At 64.7% G+C, this 19,324-nt stretch carries 19 protein-coding genes and 2 tRNA genes; 8 read left to right on the top strand and 13 right to left on the bottom strand.

Annotation, left to right across the window (positions count from 1 at the left end; genetic code table 11):
- Positions 1-48 precede the first annotated feature (48 nt).
- Complete coding sequence (locus IE097_RS04500) at positions 49-729, top strand: heavy metal response regulator transcription factor (RefSeq protein WP_189458948.1); 681 nt, start codon at positions 49-51, stop codon at positions 727-729.
- Positions 726-2,078 carry a heavy metal sensor histidine kinase gene (locus IE097_RS04495; protein WP_189458947.1) on the top strand — a complete coding sequence of 451 codons (1,353 nt, stop codon included), beginning with the start codon at positions 726-728 and terminating at the stop codon, positions 2,076-2,078. Before IE097_RS04500 ends, IE097_RS04495 begins: the two co-directional genes overlap by 4 nt.
- Positions 2,079-2,091: 13 nt before the next feature.
- On the opposite strand, the gene IE097_RS04490 is transcribed toward IE097_RS04495, so the two are convergent.
- Together IE097_RS04490 and IE097_RS04485 are read right to left on the bottom strand one after the other, a co-directional pair.
- Positions 2,092-2,649 (bottom strand): hypothetical protein, encoded by a 558-nt coding sequence (locus IE097_RS04490; RefSeq protein ID WP_189458946.1) that lies wholly within the window; start codon positions 2,647-2,649, stop codon positions 2,092-2,094.
- 298 nt (positions 2,650-2,947) lie between these two features.
- Entirely contained in the window at positions 2,948-3,145 is a 198-nt protein-coding gene (locus tag IE097_RS04485) for a hypothetical protein (RefSeq protein WP_189458945.1), read from the bottom strand.
- 53 nt (positions 3,146-3,198) lie between these two features.
- Between IE097_RS04485 and IE097_RS19645 the strand changes: the two genes are divergently transcribed.
- The 3 genes from IE097_RS19645 (at position 3,199) to IE097_RS04470 (ending at position 4,349) form a co-directional block, all read left to right on the top strand.
- Positions 3,199-3,543 carry a GFA family protein gene (locus IE097_RS19645; protein WP_189458944.1) on the top strand — a complete coding sequence of 115 codons (345 nt, stop codon included), beginning with the start codon at positions 3,199-3,201 and terminating at the stop codon, positions 3,541-3,543.
- Positions 3,544-3,620: 77 nt separating this feature from the next.
- Positions 3,621-3,914: a hypothetical protein gene (locus IE097_RS04475; protein ID WP_189458943.1), complete on the top strand. Its 294-nt coding sequence runs from the start codon at positions 3,621-3,623 to the stop codon at positions 3,912-3,914.
- Between the two features lie 108 nt (positions 3,915-4,022).
- A complete protein-coding gene (locus IE097_RS04470) occupies positions 4,023-4,349 on the top strand; it encodes an EthD family reductase (RefSeq protein WP_189458942.1) in 327 nt (108 codons plus the stop codon).
- 199 nt (positions 4,350-4,548) lie between these two features.
- Here the strand turns inward: IE097_RS04470 and IE097_RS04465 are convergent, their stop codons facing one another.
- The 8 genes from IE097_RS04465 to rnr all read right to left on the bottom strand — a co-directional run bounded on the left by IE097_RS04465 (position 4,549) and on the right by rnr (position 15,615).
- On the bottom strand, positions 4,549-7,695 hold the full coding sequence (locus IE097_RS04465; RefSeq protein WP_189458941.1) for an efflux RND transporter permease subunit: 3,147 nt from the start codon (positions 7,693-7,695) through the stop codon (positions 4,549-4,551).
- On the bottom strand, positions 7,692-9,179 hold the full coding sequence (locus IE097_RS04460; protein ID WP_189458940.1) for an efflux RND transporter periplasmic adaptor subunit: 1,488 nt from the start codon (positions 9,177-9,179) through the stop codon (positions 7,692-7,694). Before IE097_RS04460 ends, IE097_RS04465 begins: the two co-directional genes overlap by 4 nt.
- A complete protein-coding gene (locus tag IE097_RS04455) occupies positions 9,179-10,384 on the bottom strand; it encodes a TolC family protein (RefSeq protein ID WP_189458939.1) in 1,206 nt (401 codons plus the stop codon). Before IE097_RS04455 ends, IE097_RS04460 begins: the two co-directional genes overlap by 1 nt.
- 133 nt (positions 10,385-10,517) lie before the next feature.
- Entirely contained in the window at positions 10,518-10,895 is a 378-nt protein-coding gene (locus IE097_RS04450) for a hypothetical protein (protein ID WP_189458938.1), read from the bottom strand.
- A 72-nt stretch (positions 10,896-10,967) separates the two neighbouring features.
- On the bottom strand, positions 10,968-11,393 hold the full coding sequence (locus IE097_RS04445; RefSeq protein ID WP_189458937.1) for a protein YgfX: 426 nt from the start codon (positions 11,391-11,393) through the stop codon (positions 10,968-10,970).
- Positions 11,390-12,103: an SIMPL domain-containing protein gene (locus tag IE097_RS04440; protein WP_189458936.1), complete on the bottom strand. Its 714-nt coding sequence runs from the start codon at positions 12,101-12,103 to the stop codon at positions 11,390-11,392. Before IE097_RS04440 ends, IE097_RS04445 begins: the two co-directional genes overlap by 4 nt.
- A 72-nt stretch (positions 12,104-12,175) precedes the next feature.
- Entirely contained in the window at positions 12,176-12,535 is a 360-nt protein-coding gene (locus IE097_RS04435) for a hypothetical protein (RefSeq protein ID WP_189458935.1), read from the bottom strand.
- Positions 12,536-12,639: 104 nt separating this feature from the next.
- Positions 12,640-15,615, bottom strand: coding sequence for a ribonuclease R (gene rnr / locus IE097_RS04430; RefSeq protein WP_189458934.1), 2,976 nt, complete (start codon positions 15,613-15,615; stop codon positions 12,640-12,642).
- A 63-nt stretch (positions 15,616-15,678) separates the two neighbouring features.
- Here rnr and IE097_RS04425 point away from each other — a divergent pair.
- Positions 15,679-15,765 (top strand) — tRNA-Leu (locus tag IE097_RS04425).
- 39 nt (positions 15,766-15,804) lie between these two features.
- Positions 15,805-15,891: transfer RNA gene (locus IE097_RS04420), tRNA-Leu, on the top strand.
- 114 nt (positions 15,892-16,005) lie between these two features.
- Here IE097_RS04420 and IE097_RS04415 read toward each other — a convergent pair.
- A complete protein-coding gene (locus IE097_RS04415) occupies positions 16,006-17,214 on the bottom strand; it encodes an MFS transporter (protein ID WP_189458933.1) in 1,209 nt (402 codons plus the stop codon).
- A gap of 100 nt (positions 17,215-17,314) precedes the next feature.
- Between IE097_RS04415 and IE097_RS04410 the strand changes: the two genes are divergently transcribed.
- Positions 17,315-18,151 carry an AraC family transcriptional regulator gene (locus IE097_RS04410; RefSeq protein ID WP_229797423.1) on the top strand — a complete coding sequence of 279 codons (837 nt, stop codon included), beginning with the start codon at positions 17,315-17,317 and terminating at the stop codon, positions 18,149-18,151.
- 18 nt (positions 18,152-18,169) lie between these two features.
- Here IE097_RS04410 and IE097_RS04405 read toward each other — a convergent pair whose 3' ends face one another.
- Positions 18,170-18,721, bottom strand: coding sequence for a cob(I)yrinic acid a,c-diamide adenosyltransferase (locus IE097_RS04405; RefSeq protein WP_189458932.1), 552 nt, complete (start codon positions 18,719-18,721; stop codon positions 18,170-18,172).
- Positions 18,722-18,758: 37 nt separating this feature from the next.
- Entirely contained in the window at positions 18,759-19,256 is a 498-nt protein-coding gene (gene ybaK / locus IE097_RS04400) for a Cys-tRNA(Pro) deacylase (protein ID WP_189458931.1), read from the bottom strand.
- Positions 19,257-19,324 lie beyond the last annotated feature (68 nt).

Genomic DNA, 19,324 nt, shown 5'->3' with positions numbered 1-19,324 from the left:
CGCGCCGTGGCGCCGGCTTAGAATGGCGCGGTGAGCAAGGAGAAGGCTGTGCGAATTCTGATCGTCGAGGACGAAGCCAAGACGGCGGGCTATCTGAAACAGGGGCTGAGCGAAAGCGGCTACGCGGTCGACATTGCCGTCGACGGCATCGACGGGCTGCACAAGGCGCTCGAGGACGACTTCGATCTGGTGATCCTCGACGTGATGCTGCCGGTGCTCGACGGCTGGGGCGTGCTCGACGGGCTGCGCCGGCGCAAGCAGACGCCGGTGCTGATGCTGACCGCGCGCAGCCGTGTCGACGACCGGGTACGCGGGCTCGAATCCGGTGCCGACGACTATCTGGTCAAGCCGTTCGCATTTGCCGAATTGCTGGCACGGATCCGGCTGCTGCTCAAGCGCAACCACAAGGGCAACCCGTCCGAAGTGCTCGGCATCGGCGGACTCGAACTCGACCCGGTCAAGCACCGCGCTTACCGAGACGGCCGCAAGATCGAGCTGACCTCGCGCGAGTTCGCGCTCTTGCACCTGCTGATGCGCCGCAACGGCGAGGTGCTGACGCGGACGCTGATCGCGTCCAACGTCTGGGACGTCAACTTCGACACCGACACCAATATCGTCGACGTCGCGATCCGCCGGCTGCGCGCCAAGGTCGACGACGACTACCCCGCCAAGCTGATCCACACCGTCCGCGGCGTCGGCTACGTGTTCGAAGTGCGGGAGGACGAATGAGCGGCAGATCGCTGGCAATGCGCGTCGGCGGACTGGTCGGCGCGTTCGGGACGGTACTGGTGCTGGCGATCGGCGTCGGCATGGATCACCTGCTGCAGCTGGCGCTGGACCGGCGGGCCGAAACCGAGCTTGGTGGCAAGATGGCGCTGGTCGAATCCGCGCTGCAACGCGGCGGCGGCGCCCAGCCGGAACAGGTGTCGCTGCTGCTGGTCGGCCATCCCTATCTGCACTGGGCCATGGTTACCCCGACAGCGGTAATCGACAGCTCCGACCCGGTCGCAGCGACAAGTGCCGGCCGGGTGATCCGCGAGCCGCTGCACGCCGGTGTTGCCCGGCTCGATCCGCGTCAGGACGCCGGTGCACTGGTCTGGTCCAGACCGCTTGGCGACGGCCGCTGGCTGCTCGGCTTCATCGAACGCGACAACGACGAAAAACTGCTCGCCGCCTTCCGCCGCTCGCTGGCGCTGCTGCTGCCGGTGGCAATGGTCTTCATCGCGCTCGGCTCGTGGTTCGTCGCCAGACGTGCCTTGCGGCCGCTGCGCCAGCTCAACGCACAGGTCGGCAGCATCACCGCCAGCTCGCTGCACTCGCGGCTGGCGACCAGCGAATTGCCGGCCGAGCTGCGCGAGCTGGCCGACTCGTTCAACAGCATGCTGGTCCGGCTGGAACGCAGCGTGTCGCGGCTGTCGCAGTTCTCGGCCGACCTCGCGCACGAGATGCGCACGCCGCTGACCAATCTGCTCGGCGAGGTGCAGGTATGCCTGGGCAAGACGCGCGACGTCGCCACCTATCAATCGGTACTCGCGTCCGCCGAGGAGGAAATGCAGCGGCTGAACCGGCTGATCACCGACCTGCTCTTCCTCGCCAGCACCGAACAGCCGGAGCAGGCGCTGAAGATCGAACCGGTCGCGCTGCGGCCACTGATCGAAAGCCTGTTCGACTTCTTCGACGCGCTGGCCGAAACCCGCGGCGTGGTGCTGCAACTGGACGGCGACGGCCAGGTCGACGCCGACAAGGGCATGCTGCAGCGCGCGCTGACCAATCTGCTGTCGAACGCCATCCGTCACAGCGCACCCGATTCACCGGTCACCGTCACGATCCGGCGCGAGCCGGACAGTACGCTGATCGACGTCACCAACCGCGGCGAGCCGATCGCCGCCGCCCACCTGCCGCACCTGAGCGAACGCTTCTACCGCGTCAACCCGGCGCGCAGCCGCGACGATGGCGGCACCGGCTTGGGGCTGGCGATCGTCGCGTCGATCATGCAGCTGCACGGCGGGCAGCTGCGCATCGCCAGCGACAACGCGCACACCACCTTCGGCCTGCAGTTCGTCGATCGACGGACCTAGGCCGGACCGGCGATCAGCCCTGCCACAGGTACTCCTGGTTGTTCTGGCCGCGCGCCAAAACGCGGACTTCGGCCGGCGTGCCGATCAGGCTGCCGTTCATGTCGACCGCCGCCAGATAGACCTTGTTGCGCGCAAACACGCTGTACTTCCAGGCCATGTTCGCCGTGCTACCGGCGCTCACCCTGATCGCATGAAAGTCCTGACCCAGCGCCGCCAGTTGCTGCGGCGACAACCTGCCCAGCTCGTTCAGGAAATCCTGATCGCCGATGACGAAATAGACATCGCGCCCGGCGCCGTTGCTGACCCTGTAGTTGACGGTGTAGCGGTCGCCCACCGCAGAAACGCGTGGCGAGGCAATCCCCTGAGCGCCGATCACGACATCGAACGACGGTCGCCGGACATTGTGTTCGTCGTACTGCGCCGGGTTGCCGAAATGGGTGTCCTGATTCGCCAGCGCTTGCGGCGACGACAGGTGCGAATGCTGGTAACGGTTGACCAGCATCTGTTCGTCACCGGCATTGGCGCCGGCCATCGCAGCAAGGGTGGCAATGGCAACAAGCAGTTTGTTCATGATGTTCAGCTCCGGATTCGTGGATGAATGCATCAGCGATGCATGCAGCGATTCTGGGCCTGCATCACCAACGGCCCGATTGCCGGCCAATTACCACCCCGCCATCTTCATGGCGTGCTTGGACCTCGCGCGCCACAACCAGATCATTCAGAAAACACACCAGCCCCGCGCCACCTCCCGCAGCTGACGCAGGTCGTTAAACCTGATAAATTATCCCATCAACTTGGTGTAAGCTTTCGGTTCACAGACGGCCGTGACAGAGGTGCGGGCAAATCCAACCCTGTGCAAACCAGCGTGGTCACGGTGTGTTTGCGGTATTGCCCGTCATGTCCAAATAAATGACCTGCGTCCTACCAAAGCGCACTTTTACTGGGAAAACCAGAGCACTTATTCCGCAGAAACGTTCATGGCAACTGACGGCCGTTTTATCCGGCAGTCGTTGCAATATTTTTATATCCACCATGGTGCGTACCCCAGGTTGGCGCTCATCATTCATGCTGGTGGTTTTTCCATTGCTACACAGCTTTGCACCACCGAAGGAACCCACAAATGAAATTCACAGGTAGCTGTCACTGCGGGCAAGTAGTTTTCGAGATCGAGGGTGAACTCACCCAAGTTACTGAGTGCAATTGCTCAATTTGTTCGCAGAAGGGCGCGCTTCTTTGGGGAGTTCCACCCGACAGATTTCGCTTGCTCACCTTTCAGGAAAAAATGGCCACCTACACTTTTGGCGCCCAAGCCATTAAACACCGGTTCTGCCCGAAGTGCGGCATTCATACGTTTGCCGAGGGGGTTCTCTCAGGGAATCCAATGGTAGTGGTCAACGCCCGTTGCCTTGAAGGCGTCGAGTTGTCGTCGCTTCCCTTAAGGCACTTCGACGGTCGTTCGTTGTAGTCCATCATGACGTCCAATACTTCAGTCAACCGGGACCGGCTAAAGTTGGTCCGTTACTTCAAACGTCAGGTCCAATCATGGGCACGAAACTATCGCCTCAAGAACTTGAGCTCTATCTGGCTTTGGATGTACTTCTTTTCAAGGAGTGGGACCCAATAGGTGTTTCGGAATTCACGGAAGAAGTTGACGCTGAATATAGGGCATACCTGCCACGTATTTTCAGTATCGTCATGGAAGATGCAGCACCGGAAGAAGTTGCCAACCACCTAAATCAGATTCAAACAGAGCGAATGGAACTGCCAGCCAACATTCAGCACTGCTTGCGGATCGCAGAGAAAGCATTTGAACTAAAATGGCAAGCTGGCCTGTAGTCAAATACCTGAAACTTCGTTCCACCGGGTCCGGCTAAATCCGGCCCGTTACTTCAAACGTTAGATTGCCCAGTCGGACACAGTTCGACACTTCCAGGAGAGTCTGGTATGGCACGCATGGTCGTCATCTACAAAACCCCGGCGGATCCGGCTGCGTTCGACAAGCACTACTTCGAGATTCACATTCCGTTGGCCAAAAACCTGCCGGGCCTCAAAAGCTATGAAGTGAGTAAAGGTCCCATCGTCGCAATGGCGGGTGCCACTGATCCATACCTCATCGGAACGCTGCACTTTGAATCGATGGCGGCAATCAAGGAAGCCTTTGCCAGCGAATGTGGCCAAGCATGTGCGGCAGATCGCCGAATCCTCGCCCCTGATGACAACGATGTGCAAATGTTCTTGTTTGATGATCAGATTGCCTACAGCGCAAGCTGACTTTTCATTCAACCGGCACTGGCTGAAGCCGGCCTGTTACTCCAAACCTTAGGCCGAAAAAGCACATCATAAGTACCTGCGCAACAAGCAGCGGCTTGTTCATTACCGCATTAAAAAGCCCAGCCAGGCTGGGCTTTTCAATTTTCTTGCATATCCATTCAATGCCGACTGATCGATCGGTCAAGAACACTACGCAGGATCATGCGCCGATTGCTACTTGCACCTTCACGGCAACGCCTTTGCGCCGCTGTCGCATCAACAGATAGGCAGCCGGAATCACGAACATCGACAGTAGCGGCGCGGTGATCATGCCGCCGGCCATCGGTGCGGCGATCCGGCTCATCACTTCCGAACCGGCACCGCTGCCCCAGAGGATCGGGAACAGGCCGACCAGGATCGTCGCCACCGTCATCACCTTGGGCCGGACGCGTTGTACGGCGCCTTCGACGATCGCCGCTTTCACCGTTTCGGCGTCGTCGCCGTCTCGCTGTTCGAGCGCCTGCTTCAGGTAGAGCAGCATGATCACGCCAAACTCGGCCGAGACGCCGGCCAGTGCAATGAAGCCCACGCCGGTGGCGATGGACAGGTGATAGCCGAGCACGTCGAGGAACCAGACGCCGCCGATCAGCGCAAACGGCAGCGTCGCCATGATCAGCAGTGCCTCGTCGATGCGCCTGAACGTCAGATAGAGCAGCACGAAGATGATCAGCAAGGTCGCCGGGACGACGAGCTTGAGCCGTGCGTTGGCGCGTTCCATGTACTCGAACTGGCCCGAGTAACCGATGCTGATGCCCGGCGGCGCCTTCAGCTGCTGCGCGACCGCCGCCTGCAGGTCGGCCACGACAGCACCGAGATCGCGGTCGCGCACGTCGATGTACACCCACGACGCCAGCCGGCCATTCTCGCTCTTGAGCATCGGCGGACCGTCGACAACGGCGATCTTCGCGACGGTGGCTAGCGTGATCTGCGCGCCGTTCGGTGTCACCACCGGCAGATCGCGCAGCTTCTGCACGCTGTCGCGGATTTCGCGCGGGTAGCGGACGTTGATCGGGTAGCGTGCGGTGCCCTCGACGGTTTCGCCGATGTTCTCGCCCCCGATCAGCCGCGCGACCACCGACTGCACGTCGGCGATGTTCAGGCCGTAGCGGCCGGCCGCATCGCGGTCGATGTCGACATCGATATAGCGCCCGCCGGACAAGCGCTCGGCCAGACTCGACGACACCCCGGGCACGGTCTTGGCGATTTTCTCCACCTCGATCGCCACCTGCTCGATCTGCGCCAGATTGCTGCCCGAGACCTTGACGCCGATCGGACTCTTGATTCCGGTTGCGAGCATGTCGATCCGGTTGCGGATCGGCGGCACCCAGATGTTCGCCAGCCCCGGCACCCTGACGGTACGGTCGAGCTCGGCGACGAGCTTCTCGGGCGTCATCCCGGGCCGCCACTGATCGCGCGGCTTGAACCGGATCGTCGTCTCGAACATTTCCATCGGCGCGTTGTCGGTCGCACTGTCGGCACGGCCGGCCTTGCCGAACACCGTCGCGACTTCGGGCACGGTCTTGATCAGCCGGTCGGTCTGCTGCAGCAGTTCGGCCGCCTTGCCCGCCGACAAGCCGGGCAGCGCGCTCGGCATGTACAGCAGATCGCCCTCGTCCATGTTCGGCAGGAACTCGCCGCCAAGGCGGCTTGCCGGGATGACCGTGGTCAGCAGCGCGACGACGGCGATCACCAGCGTCGCCTTCGGCCACGCTAGCACCTTGTCGATCAGCGGCTGGTAGGCGCGGATCAGCCAGCGGTTGAGCGGATTCTTGTCCTCGGACGGAATGTGGCCGCGAATCCAGTACCCCATCAGCACCGGCACCAGGGTCACCGACAGCCCGGCGGCAGCGGCCATCGCGTAACTTTTGGTGAACGCCAGCGGCCCGAACAGCCGGCCCTCCTGCGCTTCGAGCGTGAAGATCGGAATGAACGACAGCGTGATGATCAGCAGGCTGAAAAACAGCGCCGGCCCGACTTCGGCCGCGGCGTCGCCGATCACGCGCCAGCGCGCGTCGCCGACCAGCGTTTCGCCCGGATGCTCGTGCTGCCAGGCCTCGAGCTTCTTGTGCGCGTTCTCGATCATCACCACCGCCGCGTCGACCATCGCGCCGATCGCGATCGCGATACCACCAAGCGACATGATGTTGGCGTTGACGCCCTGATAACGCATCACGACGAAGGCCGCAAGGATGCCCAGCGGCAAGGTGATGATCGCGACCAGCGCCGAGCGCAGGTGCCACAGGAACAGCGCGCACACCAGCGCGACGACGATGAACTCCTCGATCAGCTTGTGGCTGAGGTTCTCGACCGCGTGGTCGATCAGTTGGCTGCGGTCGTAGGTCGTGACGATCTCGACGCCCGGTGGCAGGCTGGACTTGAGCGTTTCCAGCTTGGCCTTGACCGCCGCGATCGTCTCGCGGGCGTTTTTGCCGCTGCGCAGGATCACCACGCCACCGGCGACCTCGCCCTGCCCGTTCAGCTCGGCAAGGCCGCGGCGCATTTCCGGGCCGGTCTGCACCCGCGCGACGTCGCCAAGCCGGACCACGGTGCCGGACACGGTCTTGAGCGGAATCGCGCGGAAGTCGTCGAGCGTCTTCAAATAACCGGTCGCGCGCACCATGTACTCGGCCTCGGCGAGCTCGAGCACCGAACCGCCCGCCTCACTGTTGGCCTTGTTCACCGCATCGACGAGTGTATCGGCACTGATGCCATAGCCGGCCAGCTTCACCGGGTCGGGCACGATCTGGTACTGCTTGACCATGCCGCCGATGGCCGCGACCTCGGCGACGTTCGGCAGCGTTTTCAGCTCGTAGCGCAGGAACCAGTCCTGCAGGCTGCGCAGGTCGGCAAGGCTGCGCGCGCCGGTCTTGTCGACCAGCGCGTACTCGTAGATCCAGCCGACGCCGGTGGCGTCCGGCCCGAGCGCCGGCCTCGCGCTGGCCGGCAGCTTGCCCTGCACCTGGTTCAGGTACTCGAGCACGCGCGATCGCGCCCAGTACAGGTCGGTGTGATCGTCGAACAGCACGTAGACATAGGAATCGCCGAAGAACGAGTAGCCGCGCACCGTCTTCACGCCCGGCACCGACAGCATCGTCGTCGTCAGCGGATAGGTGACCTGATCCTCGACGATGCGCGGCGCCTGGCCCGGATACGGCGTACGGATGATCACCTGCACGTCCGAGAGGTCGGGCAAGGCGTCGATCGGCGTCGTGCGCACCGCCCAGATACCCCAGACGGCGAGCATCACCGTCACCAGCAGCACCATGAAACGGTTGCGGATCGACCAGTGGATGAGTGCGGCGATCATTGCCCACCTCCGTCGACCCTGGCCATCGATTCGATCATCGCGTCGTCGCCATGCATCATCAGCGTGAAACGGACCTTGTCGCCGACCGCAATGCCTTTGGCCGCTGCCGGGCTCATCAGCGTGAACGGCATCGTCATCGCCGGCCATTTCAGCGCGGCGATCGGCTCGTGCGCCAGCGTGACCGAACCGGCCCCGATCGCCCTGACCACGCCGACGCCTTCGGGGCTGGCCGTTGCCTCGACCTTGGCCTCCGGCTGCGCTACTGCCGGTGCGCTGGCCATGCGCGCCAGTACGCCGCGCAGGCTGGCTTCCGAATCGATCATGAACTGGCCGGACACGACGACCTGCCGGCCCTCGTCCAGCCCCGCGATGATCTCGCTCCTGCCACCGGCCTCCTTGCCGATCCGCACTTCGACCGGCGCATAGCGCCAGCCGGCCTTGGCGTCACCGTCGACCGCGATGACCACATGGCGCTGGCCGGTCGCGATCACCGCATCGCTCGGCACCCACAGCGCAGGCCTGGTCTCGCCGGCCAGTGTCACCCGGGCATACTGGCCCGGCAGCAGGCGCCCGTCACGGTTGGGCACCTCGATTCGTGCACGGATTGTCCGCGTCTCGGCCTTCAGCTCGGGCACCAGCGCGGTGACCTTGCCGTTGACCGGCTGGTCGGGCCAGGCGGCGAAGTGCGCCTGCACCGGTGCGCCGACGCGCAAAGCAGCCGCCTGCGCCTCGGGCACGTCGGCCTCGATCCACACGCTGGACAGCCCGTTGATCCGTGCCAGCGCCTGCCCGGCTGCCAAGGTCATGCCCTGACGCACGCCGAGCTCGGCGATCATCCCGCCGCGTGGCGCGGTGATCGTCACCACCGGTCGCGCGACGCCGCTACGTTCGAGTTGCGCCACCGCCGCGGCACTCATGCCGAGCTGGATCAGCCGCGATTTCGCCGCCGCCGCCAGTTGTGCATCGCCGCGCAACGCCAGGTATTCGTTTTGCGCGGCCAGCCACTCGGGCACGCGCACGTCGGCCAGCGGGCTGCCCGCGGCAATTACGTCACCGACGGCATGCGGGTAAGCGCGCTCGACGATGCCGCCGGTACGCGCCTGAACGATGGCCACGTCGCGGTCGTTGAAGACGACGGTGCCGGTCACCGACAGTCCGCCGGCCAGTTCGCCGCGTTCGACCCTGGCCAGCTTGACGCCGGTGTTCTGTGTCAGCGCCGGATCGATGCGCACCCCCACCGCTTCACCCCCTTCGTCGGCGTAGCGCGGCTGCAGCTGCATGTCCATGAAGGGTGACTTGCCCGGCTTGTCGAAATGTACGTCCGGCTTCATCGGGTCGTACCAGTACAGCACCGGTTTCTCGGCCTTTGCCGCCGATGCGGTCGGCGTCGCGTGTTCCGCGTTCCGCTGTCCGGCCAGCCAGCCGCCGAAGGCCCCGATGCCCAGGGTCGCGATGGCGATCGCAATCGTTGTCTTGGTATTCATCAGTGTGCTCCGGTCAGGAAGTAAAGCCGGGTATCGGCGGCGGCCAGTTGGGATTCGAGTTCGATGGCGCGCATCTGCGCAGCCAGTCGTGCCTTGCGCGCGCCGAGCACGCCATCGCTGCCCTTGCCCGACTTCATGCCGGCCAATGCCAGTTCGACCTGCTGGTCGATCAGCGGCAGGGTGCGGGTTTTCAGCCGGTCCATCTGCGCCCGGATCGCCGTCCGCTCGGCCCGCAGCTCGTCGATCTGCTGCCGGTAGGCGGCCATGCGCGCCTGCCGTTCGGCATCGCTTTTCTGCACATTGGCCAGCGCCGCGGCGATTTTCGGGTCCTGCCGCGACGCGGCGAACACCGGCAGGTCGAAGGTGAACTTCACCATCGCCATGCCCTGATCCATCGCGTCGTAACCCCAGCCGACCTCGACCCCCCAGTCGGGCTTCTTCGTCGCCTGTGCCAGCGCCAGCTCGGCCTGCGCTGCGCTCACCTGCGTCGCCGCCGCACGGATTTCGGGCTGCTCGGCGATGTCGTCGGCCTGCGTCCGGGCGGAGGTCAGCCACGCCGGCAATCCGCCGGTGGCCGGCTGTGCGGCGAGTGCCGGACCGATCCAGCGCGCGAGCTGGGCACGGGCGCGGGCGCGATCGCGTTCGATGTCGTCGCGGCTGTCGTCGAGCTGGTCGCGCTCGAGCCGGGCCGCCAGCGCGGCATCGGCCGATGCACCGCCCTTGAGCGCGGCGACGCCCGCCTGCTGGCTGTGCCGGTTGTCGGCGTCCTGCGCCGCCAGCACGTCCAGCTTGCGGTCGAGGTAGTGCAGCGCCAGCCACGCCAGCGTGGTTTCGCGCCGGACGCTGAGTTGCGTGTAGCGGGCCTGCGCCTCGCTGGTCTGCAGTTGTGCGCCGGCAACCTGCCGCTCGGCGTCGCGGCGGTCGCCGTTGGGCACCTCCTGCATCAGGCTGACCATGCGTTTGGCGTCGCCGACGCGGTAGGCATCGGGGCCGGAGGTCTGCAGGTCGTCGACCCAGACCGAGAGTTTGGGATCGGGCAAGGCACCGGCCGATTTCGTCAGCGACTGCGCCGCCGCCGTCGCTGCGGTGCTGGCGACGAGATCGGGCGCACCGCCGGCAGCGGCAAGGGCTTCATCCAGGGTCAGCGCGTGCGCGCCGAGGCTGGCTGCACCGAAGGCGGCAGCCAGAATCAAGAAGGGGGACATGGGTCTCTCCACGCGGTTTCGGATGCGTGCGGCGGAGAGTGCGATCGTCTGCCCCTGACGCCCCGGCATCGGGGGCGAACGGAAACAGCGCGATGCAGTCGGGCCGAACGCTTAGACGGGCGAACGGCGCGGACTAATTGCGGAAGACCTGGTACTGGATCCGTAAAGGCGGTGACGCGGCGATCAGCGTCGGTGGGGCCGTCCTCGCCTGCACGACGGCGGTATCGGGCGTTTCGAGATAGGGTGACGCAAAGAACAGTGCGACGAAAAACGGTGCTGTCAGCTGCGGCAGTTGCACGTCGGCCGATTGCGCTTCTTTCTGGCAGTGCGCCTTGCAGATCACCGGTTGCACCATCTGCTGCATGTCGCAGTCGGACATGTCGAGCATCGGGGCGCTGGGTTGCGGCGGCAACGCTTCGGCACAGGCGTAGGCGGCCGTCACCAGCTGGGCAAAGACCAGCAGGAGGGCGACAAGCCAGGCCAGACCTGACGATTTGAAGCGTGCGAGCATGACGGGAATATAAACGGCGGTTGACGTCAGTTCAATCCGCTAACGCGGCTTTCCGTTTGATCCGGCGCAAGCTCAGCGCGGATCGGCAGCCTGCTGCAGCCGCCGCAATATGGCCGGCCGCTCCCAGCGCAGCCAGACCCGCCACTGCCGCAACGCTTCGATGTCGGCGCTGTCGGGCCAGAGCACCAGCGCAATCCGCCCGCGCCCCCCGATGAATTGCAGCGAAACCAGCCAGATGCCGACCCGCGATGCGGGCCCCAGTGTTGCCGGGCTGATGCGGCCGTCCTGCCAGTGCAGGACGAGCGTGCCGTCGTCACAGGCAGCGATGGCCGCCGGCTGCACGCGCCGCCGCGTCAGCACCCAGCCGGCCGCCAGCCAGAGCAGTCCGACGACCGCCCAGCTCGAAGCCAATGCCGCCGCAGCCGCCGCGACAAATGCGGCGGCATGCACGAGCCGCGCCTGCCGGGACGGGCGCAACTGCAGCGGCAAGGGGGTCACTGCTGGACCTGGATGCTGCCCGACACGGTGACCGATACCCGGCTGTCGCCGCCCTCGAGCATCGGCGGTGCCGCACCGACGGCATCGGCCGAGATCGTCCGCGCGGACTTGTACATCGGCATCGGCGGCGGCGAGACATGGCCGGTATCGACGTTGACGTTGATGACCTTGAAGCTGCTGCCTTCCAGATTGCGGCGAACCAGATCGGCACGCTGACGGAAGGCCTTGAGGCTTTCCTCGATCAGTTCGTTCTCGACCTGATCGCGCCGCTGCTCCGACACGCCGTAGCGAACGTCCGCGAGCTGCATGCCGATGCCGTTGGCCAGCGGTTGCTGCAGTTCACCCAGCAGCTTCGACAGCGCGGAGAAATCCTTGCTGTTCAGTCGCAGCTCGCCTCGACCGCGCCAGCCTTCCTGCTTGTTGGTCTTGTTGTTGTAGACCGGGAAGGTGGTGTAACCGGTACCGCCCGACTGTACCGCGCCGACGGCTTTGACGCGCTTGAGCGCCGCGGCGAGCGTCTGGTTGACCCTGTCGGACAGCCGTGCCGGATCGGCGTCGTTCAGCTCGACAAAAAGCAGCGCATGCGCGGTGTCATTGCCGACTTCGCGGCTCGACTGTGCATTCAGGTTGACGACGTTGTAGTTGAGCGTTTCGGCCAGAACCGGGCCGGACAGACCGGCGATCAGCAGGCAGGCAGCAATGCGGCGCATGAATTCCCCTTTGGCGCACCGCGACCGGCAGGCCGCGGCGTAAACCGGCGCCGGCGCGATGCCGGTGGCGGCTTAGTGATAACTGTGGTCCGACGGCGTGTTGTGGATGTCCTCCGACACGCTGTCCATGACGCCGAGATGGATTTCGACGTCGAACCATTCCCAGAACAGCTTCAGATTGCGCTTCTTCGGCCAGAGTTCCTCGTCACCGACCCACGACGACAGTTCCATTTCGAAAATCTGCTCGGCAATCTCGTCGATATGTGCGATGCCGTCCTCGGGCTCGTTGGCCTCCGGAATCAGGATGACGGTGCAATCGGCGCGGACGTCTTCCAGCGACAGCGGGATGTCGTTCCCCGGCAAACCGAGCAACCAGTCCAGAAAGGGTTGCTTCGGGCGGATCAGCGCGGCCGAACGGTCGACGATAAACATGATTACTCCCTCTTCATTCAATGAATGCGCAGTGCTGCGCATGATCGGTCACGATGCGTGACGACCCGGCGGCTGGCGCGGGGTCGCCACGATACACGACTCGCTCAGGACTTTCTGCGACGTGCAGCCGGTTTGGCATCGGCCGGCACCTCTGCAGCGACCGCCGGTGCGGCAGCGGCCGGCTTGACGGCGGGTGGCGGTGCCAGCAGCGCAGCCACAGCCGGCTTGCGACGGCGGTTTGCTGCCGCCGCGGGTACGTCGGCCGATGCAGATGCAGATGCAGATGCCGGTGCCGGTGCCGGTGCCGGTGCCGGTGCCGGTGCCGGTGCCGGTGCCGGTGCCGGTGCCGGTGCCGGTGCCGCAGGACGCTGCGTTGTGGCCGGCTTGGCTGCCGGTGCGCTGGCGGTCGCTGGCGGTTTGGCCGCGCCAGCGCGCGAGCGGCGTGGCGCCGCAGACTTCGTCGCTGCAGCGGGTTGAGCCACCTCCGCTTCACCGGGCTTGGTCGCGACAGGCTGGCTCGGTACTGGTCCCGCAGCCGGCTTGCGACGGCTGGCCCGCGTGGCCGCCGGGGCCGGGGCCGGGGCCGGGGCCGGCGTTGGCGTTGGCGTTGGCGTCACCGAGCGTACCTTGGCCCGGCTACGCGATGTCGGCTTGGGTGACGGCTTGGGTGTCGGTACGACGGCGACGGCCGGCTGCGCTGCAGCCGGTTGGGCTGGCGCGGCAGCGCTGGCCTGACGTTTGCCGCGACGCTTGCGCGACGTGTTGCGTCGGCCCTCATGCTGCTGGCGCGACGCCGTCCCGTCCTTGTGCTCGGCAGGCGCCGCAAGCGGTGCAACAACCTCGTCGGCCAACACGAAATCGACCTTGCTGGTTTCGAGATTGACGCGCGCCACCTTGACCCTGATCCGGTCGGTCAGACGATAGAGCGCCCCACTACGTTCGCCCTTCAACTCGTGGCGACGCTCGTCGAAGTTGAAGTAGTCCTTGCCGAGCTCGGAAATGTGCAGCAGGCCTTCGACATACAGTCCGTCGAGCATCACGAACAGGCCGAAACCGGTAACCGCCGAAATCGTGCCCTCGAAGGTCTCGCCGACCTTGTCGCGCATGAAGTAGCACTTGAGGAAGTTCAGCACGTCGCGGCTGGCCTCGTCGGCGCGGCGTTCGGTCATCGAGCACTGCAGGCCGAGGTCTTCCCATTTTCTGGCCGGTTTGTACTTCTTGCCGGCCAGCACGGCCTTGATCGCGCGGTGGACCAGCAGGTCCGGGTAACGACGGATCGGCGAGGTGAAGTGGGCGTAGGCGTCATAGCCGAGGCCGAAGTGGCCCTTGTTGTCCGGGCTGTAGACAGCCTGGCGCAGGCTGCGCAGCAGCAGCGTCTGGAGCAGGCCGGCATCGGGCCGGTCCTTGATCTTCGCCAGCACCTCGGCGTAATCGGATGCTCCCGGCTCGTCACCGCCTTCGAGAAACAGCCCGCAGGTCTTCAGATACTCGCGCAGGTATTCGAGCTTTTCCGGCGTCGGGCCTTCATGGACGCGGAACAGCGTCGGGTGTTTGGCTTCGATCAGGAAGTCGGCCGCGCAGACGTTGGCCGCGAGCATGCACTCCTCGATCAGCTTGTGCGCGTCGTTGCGCACGACCGGCACGATCTCGCGGATCTTGCCCTTGTCGTCGAAGCGGATCTCGGTTTCGGTGGTTTCGAAATCGATCGCGCCGCGTTGCTTGCGCGCGTTCGAGAAGGCCTGGAACAGCGCGTACAGCGTCTGCAGGTGCGGCAGCAGCTTCCTGTTGTCCTGCGCCAGCGCACCCTCGGGCTGCGAGAGCATTTCCCAGACCTTGTTGTATGTCAGCCGGGCCTTCGAATGCATCACCGCCGGATAGAAGCGGTACTTCTTGATCAGCCCCTTGGCACTGACCTGCATGTCGCAGACCATCGTCAACCGTTCGACATCCGGATTCAGCGAGCAGATGCCGTTCGACAGTGCCTCGGGCAGCATCGGGATCACCCGGCGCGGGAAATACACCGAATTGCCGCGTTCGATCGACGTCAGGTCGAGCGCATCGTCCGGCGTCACGTAGTGGCTGACGTCGGCGATCGCGACGACGAGGCGCCAGCCCTTGCCTTTCTTCTCCGCGAACACCGCGTCGTCGAAGTCCTTGGCGGTTTCGCCGTCGATGGTCACCAGCGGCAGGTCGCGGATGTCCTCGCGTGCCACGCCCTTGATCGGCTGCCAGTCTTTTTTGCGGACTTTCTGCGGTGTTGCGGCGGCCTGCGCTTCGGCGGCTTCGCTGAATACATGCGGCAGATTGTGCTTGCGCAGCGCGATCTCGATTTCCATGCCCGGATCGTCGTAGCGGCCGAGGATTTCGCCGATCCGGCCCAGTGGCTGCACGTGGCGCTCGGGCTGCTGGACGATCTCGACCACGACGACCTGCCCCGGCTCGGCGCCATTGACGTCGCCCGGCGGAATCAGGATTTCCTGGCTGATGCGCTTGTCTTCGGCGGTGACGATGTTGACGCCGCGTTCGGTACGCAGCCGGCCGACCAGCGAGGTATTGACGCGTTCGAGCACCTCGACGATCTTGCCCTCGCGCCGGCCGCGCCGGTCGACACCGATCTGCTGGCCAAGCACGCGATCGTTGTGCAACACCTTGGCCATTTCCCTCGGGCCAAGGTAGAGGTCGCCGCTGCCGTCGTCCGGCACCAGGAAGCCGAAACCGTCCGGGTGACCCTGAACGCGGCCGGGAATCAGTGCCACCTTCTGCGGCAGCACCAGCGCCCCCTTGCGGTTGATCATCAGCTCGGCTTCGCGCGCCATGGCGGCGATGCGGCGCTGGAAGGCAATCTGTTCTTCTTCGGTGATATCGAGCATGCGGGCCAGTTCGTCCGCATCGAGCGGCGCACCGGCATCGGCCAGCAGCTGAAGGATGAATTCGCGGCTGGGAAGCGGGGATTCGTAGCGCTCGCGTTCGCGGGCGAGGTAGGGATCCTGGGCCCGCAGACCACCGGGTTTGCTTTTGCGCGCGGGGCGCGACGCGGGTTTGGAAATTTTTTCGGTTTTTTCAGCTTTAATTCTTGACATCGCTTCGACGCATCCTTATATTGGCGACCTCTCAAGCAGCAAGTAGTTTAGCGCAAGAGCAGTGCCCAGGTGGCGGAATTGGTAGACGCACTAGGTTCAGGTCCTAGCGGTGGCAACACCGTGGAAGTTCGAGTCTTCTCCTGGGCACCACTACTGACGTTCAACTGCATGCTGTAGAATCGAGAAATTGCCCAGGTGGCGGAATTGGTAGACGCACTAGGTTCAGGTCCTAGCGGTGGCAACACCGTGGAAGTTCGAGTCTTCTCTTGGGCACCAATTACGATGAAAACCCCGATCGATCCGATCGGGGTTTTTGTTTTTTCAGCCCCGCATCCGTCGCCCTCTCGCGCAGCCGCCAAGGGCGCCACCGGCGCCCTTCTTACACGCAGTTCAGTCGTGTTTTCCGGCCTTCGTCTCCGGCAGCAGCAGCGTCAGCAAGCCAAGCAGCGGCAGGAACGAGCACACTTGGTAAACGTAGCCGATGCCGGCGTGATCCGCGAGCCTGCCCAGCGCCGCCGCGCCGATCCCGCCCATGCCGAACGCGAAGCCGAAGAACAGCCCGGCGACCATGCCGACCTTGCCCGGCACCAGTTCGGTTGCGTAAACGAGGATGGCTGAAAACGCCGATGCCAGGATCAGGCCGATCACCACCGTCAGGACGGCTGTCCAGAACAGGCTGGCATACGGCAGCATCAGTGCGAACGGCACGACCCCCAGCATCGAAATCCCGATCACCCGCTTGCGGCCGATCCGGTCACCGACCGGCCCGCCGAGTACCGTCCCTGCTGCAACGGCAAACAGGAACAGGAACAGATAGAGCTGGGCATCGCGGATGCCGATGCCGAAACGGTCGATCAGGTAAAAGGTGTAATAGCTGTTCAGGCTGGCCAGATAGAAGTACTTCGAAAACACCAGCAAGGCCAGAATGCCCATGGCCCGCAGCACGGTGGCACGCGGCAGCGGCGAGCGGATCGCATGGACCTTGCGCGCTGCAGCCGCCATCCGCTGTGCGCCGTACCAGACACCGACGCGGTAAAGGATGGCCATGGCCAGCATGGCGGCGATCGAGAACCACGCGATGCTGCCCTGCCCGCGCGGCAGGATGACCAGCGCGGCCAGCAAGGGCCCGAGCGAGGACCCCAGATTGCCGCCGACCTGGAACAGCGATTGCGCCAGACCATGACGCCCCCCCGAGGCCATCCGCGCCACCCGCGACGACTCCGGATGGAAGACCGAAGAACCGATACCCACCAGCGCGGCGGCCAGCAGCAACCAGTGGAACTGTGCCGCCTGCGACATCAGCAGCAGGCCGCAGAGCGTGAAACCCATGCCCACCGACAGTGAATACGGCTTCGGACGGTGATCGGTATACAGGCCGATCAGCGGCTGCAGGATCGACGCCGTCAACTGATAGACCAGCGTGATCAGGCCGATCTGTGCGAAGCTCAGTGCATAAGTGTCCTTGAGCATCGGGTAGATCGCCAGGATCAGCGACTGGATCATGTCGTTGAGCAGGTGCGAGACGCTGATCGCGGCCAGCACCATGAAGGCGGTGTTCTGCGCCCCCTGGGCCGGCAGGGCGAGTGACTTGGGTTGCATGCGACAACTCCGGTAATGGGGAATGAGACGCGTCGCGGTTTACCGCGGACATCGCCCGAGTCTATGCTGTCCAGCAAACACGCATCTGCCATCATTTATCGTGAACCAGACATTTTCGGATCTCGACCCGGACCGCTACGACGGGCTGCCGCAAGCCGTGGTCGCCATGAGCCGCAACTACGCCCAGGGCCACGACTCCGGCGTGCACCGGCATCGTCGGGCGCAACTCGTCTATGCCTGCAGCGGGGTGATGCGTGTCGAAACCGTCGAGGGCAACTGGGTGCTGCCGCCACAACGGGCACTGTGGGTACCGCCGCAGACGCCGCACCGGGTGATGATCGCCAGCGACGCCGAGATGCGGACCATCTATGTCGAACCGGCCGCCACGACGGGCCTGCCCGGGCACTGCACGGTGCTCGAAGTCAGCCCCCTGTTGCGCGAACTGATTCTGGCACTGACCGCACTGCCGATCCGACTGGACGAAGGCAGTCGCGGCCACCTGATTGCGGCACTGAGCATCGCGGAGCTGCGCGAACTGCCGACTGCACCGCTGCATTTGCCGATGCCGCACGACGCAAGACTGGTGCGGCTGTGCGACTACGTGCTCGCCCGCCTCGACAGCGACGAGACGCTCGAACACCTTGCCGACCTCGCCGGCGCCAGCAGCCGCACGCTGGCGCGGCGCTTTCGCGGCGAAACCGGACTGTCATTCCGCGAATGGCGCCAGCAGGCCCGGCTGATCCGCGCACTGGAGCTGCTGGCGCAGGGCGAACCGCTGAAGCGGATTGCCGAACGGCTCGGTTACGCCAGCCAGAGCGCGTTCAGCGCCATGTTCCACCGCACGCTCGGCGTGGAACCGAGCCGCTACTTTGCGGCCATACCAACGCGCCCGCCGGGCGAGGCCGAGCGGCTGGCAGGCCTGTTGCCGCGGGGTTGACTCTCGGCCCGCCTGCTGTCAGGCGTTGAGACCCGGTTGCCAGAGCACATCGGGCTGGCCGGCAAAGCGGTTGGCTAGCCGCGAACCGATGAACAGCAGATCGGAAAGCCGGTTCAGGTATTTGATGCTGGTCGCCGGGAGCACTTCGGCCTTGTCGAGTGCAACGACGGCCCGCTCGGCACGCCGGCAGACGCAGCGCGCAACGTGCAGTGCCGCCGCAGCCCGCGCACCGCCGGGCAGGATGAATTCGCGCAGCGGCTCGAGCTCGCCGTTGAAGGCCTCGACGCTCGCCTCGAGTCGCGCCAGATGCGCCTCGGTCAGCGCCTCACGGCCCGGAATGCACAGCTCGCCGCCCAGATCGAACAGGTCGTTCTGCACCAGAACCAGCGCATCGCGCAGCGCCGGCGGCAACGGTTCGGCCAGCGCAACACCGATACTGGAGTTGAGTTCGTCGACTTCGCCCAGCGCATGGATGCGGACACTGTCCTTGCCGACCCGCGAGCCGTCGCCCAGGCCGGTACTGCCGTCATCGCCACCGCGGGTGGTGATCTGCGTCAATCGGTCGCTCATCGTAGTTCTCCGTTTTCCTGTTTTCGTGATTGGGTGTTCAGCCGTGCTCGCCGTGCGCCAGTGCGACGTCGACCAGCGTCGGCTTGAGGATGGCGACCGCGTCGGCCGGCGCCAGGCCGACCAGGAAACCGCGCTTGCCGCCGTTCAGGTAGATCTTGTCGAGATCGGCAATGCTGCGTTCCATATAGACCGGCATGCTCTTGCGGGTACCGAACGGCGAGGTGCCGCCGACCATATAACCCGAATGCTTGTTGGCGATCTCCGGCGTACACGGATGGATGCCCTTCTTGTGCAGCAACCGGGCCAGATTCTTGGTCGAGACCTCGCAGTCGCCGTGCATCAGCACCACCAGCGGCTGCTTCGCTTCGTCTTCCATCACCAGCGTCTTGATCACCGCGTGCTCGGGAACGCCAAGTTCGCGTGCCGACACCGTGGTGCCGCCTTTTTCCTCGTACTCGTACAGGTGTTCGGTGTACGTCACCTTGTGCTGGCGCAGGACGCGTACCGCCGCAGTCACCGGGGCTTTGTCACTCATGCTTCGATCCCGTCAATCGTCTCGTCAATCCGATGCGGGCCACGTAAACTAGTACCCGATCAATTTAC

Source organism: Jeongeupia chitinilytica, from assembly GCF_014652315.1.
Taxonomy (GTDB): domain Bacteria; phylum Pseudomonadota; class Gammaproteobacteria; order Burkholderiales; family Chitinibacteraceae; genus Jeongeupia; species Jeongeupia chitinilytica.
The sequence above is the reverse complement of the archived record's forward strand: the minus strand, read 5'-3'. Positions and strand labels throughout refer to the sequence as shown.